The organism is Helicobacter pylori, assembly GCF_006440215.1.
Classification (GTDB): domain Bacteria; phylum Campylobacterota; class Campylobacteria; order Campylobacterales; family Helicobacteraceae; genus Helicobacter; species Helicobacter pylori_CS.
Genome location: NZ_VEZH01000029.1, coordinates 1 through 3,777, shown reverse-complemented (window position 1 = coordinate 3,777; position 3,777 = coordinate 1). Strand labels below are relative to the sequence as shown.

The 3,777-nt window shown below is 36.0% G+C and carries 1 protein-coding gene and 1 pseudogene; both read right to left on the bottom strand.

The features are described 5' to 3' along the window. Nucleotides 1-12 precede the first annotated feature (12 nt). Nucleotides 13-375 (bottom strand): annotated as a pseudogene (locus FIM44_RS08330) (DUF1542 domain-containing protein); the annotation flags it as partial. A gap of 186 nt (nucleotides 376-561) precedes the next feature. Further along, the gene (locus tag FIM44_RS08325) at nucleotides 562-3,675 is read right to left on the bottom strand and encodes a DUF3519 domain-containing protein (protein ID WP_140579742.1); all 3,114 of its coding nucleotides are present in this window, start codon (nucleotides 3,673-3,675) and stop codon (nucleotides 562-564) included. Nucleotides 3,676-3,777: the final 102 nt, after the last annotated feature.

The following is a 3,777-nucleotide window of genomic DNA, read 5'->3' as shown; positions in this document are numbered from 1 at the left end:
ATGTTTTTGCTAATTGGCGTTTAAGATGTTCGTTACTTCTTGCTCGTTGCTTTTCATGCTCGTATTGAAATCGCTAAAAAAGCCCTCGTATTCTTTCATTTTATTTTTTAAGCTCTCTCCGGCGTTACTGAGCCATTCAATGGAATTTCTCAAACTGCTATCGATCTCGTTGGCGTTTTTGAAAAAATCCAAACTCAAAAGCACTTCTAAGATCCTAACGATCCCTTTAAGGCTTAGTTCCACTTTCTCGGTAAAAAGACTATTAGAATTTAAAGCGCTCTGTAATTGCTTTAAAAGCTCGTTAGTGATTTCTTTCACTTCGGGTTGCTCGGTAATCTCTAAAACGCTATTAGGCAAATTAGGGTAATTGATCATTTTATTCCTTTTTTTATGCTATCATTCAAGCCTTGGTTTAGAAAACGCCCTCTAAACCTTGGATTATTATGCTTTCTTTTCATTTTATCCTCCTTGACTTATTCAAATTTTTGTTTTATAATCTCAAAACACATTAGCTTTATCAAATATGTCTAGTATGTCTAGCACTCAGCTCATAACTGATGGTCAATTGCTATTCTGAGATTTTGCTAATGTTTTTTTATAGATTAAACTATCCTTATAATTTTCTCTTGCCTTATACATTGTTTTTAGCATTAGTTCATTCTTAGCATTTGATACTTGCTCCACCACTACAAAAAATCCATTGATTTGATTAAAACTCGCTACTACCGGTCTGTTTTGATTATCTTTTAGTTTTAAGGTTTCATTAGCTTGTTTGGATAATTCTCTATAGTTGGCTATGTCTTCGAACGCTAAGTTTTTGTGTTCTTTTAGTATATGGTTAATAGCTTGATAGTCAATAACCGCTCTTGCATCATCTGGATATTTCAATTTTAAATCTTTAGCAAAACTTGGCTCTATCTTTTCAACAGCTATTCGTTTATGATTTTTTTGAATGTATTCAACCGCTTCTGCGTTTAAATTTTGCATTCCTAAAATAGGCATACTGCTTCCAGTTCGTGGGCTTTCATCAATGAGTTTTTTAATTTCATCAAAATTAAGTTTTTTAAGCGCTTCAGCTTTACTCCCTTTCTTTGTTTCTAATTTGGCAAGCTTTTTTGCGTTGGCTTGTTCGCTTAAAGGCTCTTGCTTTTTTAGCGCGTTTGTGGTAGGATTAGGTTCTACAGAGTTTAAAGAATTAAATGCCTTTTCTTTAGTGATTGCTTGCGGAGTAGACCGTAACGCTTGCTTCTCTGTATCATATAATTCATAACTGCTTATCACCCAATGATTTTCTAATTTTTCATTTTTCCACTCATTATTTAAACCTACTCTCTTATTTCCATAATTTACAAACACACGCCCTAAACTATCCGTTCCTTTAGTGCCTTTCTCTATAACTTCCGGTATCGTTTTAACTACGCTCATGGCGTATTCTTTGGCTTCTGTTTCACTTAAGCCTTTCTTCATCTCGTTAGATATTCTACGCTCTAATATATGCGCTAATCCATAACCGTTGCTATCTTTAGTCTTTGGCGTTCCCCAAACTAGATCAATATCCCCTAAACCTTCCTTATGAAACGCTCCCGCTACAAAACCTTTTTTAGTTTCTAATAGCTTGTTAATCGCTCCTAAGCCATCATTTTTAAACTCGCTATAATTGTGTCCCCATTCGCTAGGCGTTTCAAGTTTTTGTTTTTTACTGCCTTTCTCGCTCTCTTTTTGCATGTCCTTCACGGCTTCTATCAAGCGCTTTAAGGTAGGATTATTTTCGTTCGGCTCTCTATTGACCATTAAAAGGTAATGCGTGAAATCGTAAATATCAATATCCTTAAACTCTTTACTATCAGGGTTAAACATGTCTTTAGTAATGTCTGCGATCTTAAATTCTTTCAAGCCTTTTTTAATGTTATCGCTTCTTAAGGCTTCAAATAACGCTTTGCTCGGATCATCAAACCTCGCAAACCTGGCGATCGCACCTCCTAGAATCTCGCTGATGTCGCTCACGCTTTGATCGCTCTTTTCAAACATCTCTAAAGAACTCGTTTTATAGAATTTCTCGCTCAAATCTTTCAGGCTCTCGCTCGTGCTTTGATAATTCTTTAAATTCGCAAAACTGCGATCCATAATATCGCTTAAATAAGCGTTTAAACTCACATTAGGGAAATTCAGATCGTGGATTAGATTGTGAAAACTCCCAGCATTATCTACAAACATTTTTTTGACTTTTTCATAGCTTTTAATGTCGTTAGAAAAAACTTTTTGCCAGCGGTTGAGTAATTCTATCCCTTGCGTTTTCGTCCTTGGCATGTTAAACATAAGCAACGCTAAATTACTATCAGTTACATTAGGGTGAGTGGCTTTATCAAAATTCAAATTTTTAGCCACAATGTTTTTTAACGAATAAATGCTATCAGCGTCTAATTTTTGGTCTAATTCTTTTAACTTCACTTCGTAATGGCTTAAAACCGCTATCGCATGATCGCTCTCGCTGTTAAAGCGTCCTTGATTAGATGAAGCCGCTAAATTGTTGATCTCGGTGTTGTTTAATCTATTGTGCGGCACTCTAACTAACAATTCGTCCGGTTTCAAATCAATGTTATAGTATTCCTTGATCGCTTTCTCGTAAATGTAACGGCTTTTAGGCGTGAAATTTAGCATGCCTTGGATTCGGTGATTTCCTGCGATCACTTGCCCGTCGTTTAAAATGATCGGTAAATCTTCAAACTCTCCGCTCCCAAATATCTTCTTAGGGTCAAAATTCTCAGCGATGCTTTTAATTTGTTCTTCGTTCATGTCGGTGCGTTTTTGCGTCCCGCCTGTGGTAAAGCTTGGTTTCAAGTCTTTCGCTTTGACGATCGCATAATCTAGATCGTAAATCTCTCTTTCATTTAGCCTTACTCGGCTTTTAGGTAATTGTTCTTGCGTTTTTGTAGGGATATCCTCTCCTACTTCTATTTTAGTCTGGCTCTCAATGTTGCCTGCATTCCCTCGCTCGTATTCTAATTTCTTTTTTAACGCTTCTTTTCGTTTTATTTCTTGCTCTTTAGCTTTTAAAAATTCTTGTTCGCTTTGTTCTTGCTCTCTTTGTAATTTAGCAAGCTTTTCGGCGTTGGCTTGTTCTAAGGGGCTTAAATTTGTAGGTTTTGGTGGGGTTTCGTTCTCTAATTCTGTATTTTTTAATAAATCCTCTTGATCTATTAGCGGTTTTTGGGTATTATTCTCAGTAGTGCCACTATAGGAACTCAACCTATGGTGCACCTTCGCATCAGCGTCGAGTGAGGTGCTTGAAAATTCTTTATAGGCATCGTTATTCTTATAATCTCCTTTACTCTTGAACATCGTTTTTAAAACTAATTCATTTTTCTTATTGATCGCTTGCTCTACCACTACCGCATAGCCATTAACTTGTTTAAACGCCGTTATAGCTTCTTTGTCGTATTTGTCTAAAGTTCTAAGAATTGCATCAGCGTTATTAACGATATATCTATAATTAGCTATATCTTCGTTCGTAATAGTGATTTCTCCATTTTTAACATTAACAGAATTAACGCCATGCCTTTTGAGTATGTGAGCGATAGCCTCATGATCTAAACTCGCTCTTATGTTTTCAGGGTGTTTAAAGTTAGCGTCTTTTAAAAGTTCTAATTCTTTGCTAGAGGCTTTTTCTATAATCATTTTCTTGTTGTTTTTGTGCAGAAATTCAACCATTTCAGGGTTTAGGTTATTAGTTCCAAAAGTGATCGCATCTCTCCCGCTTGTAGGGATTTCTGCGTTATT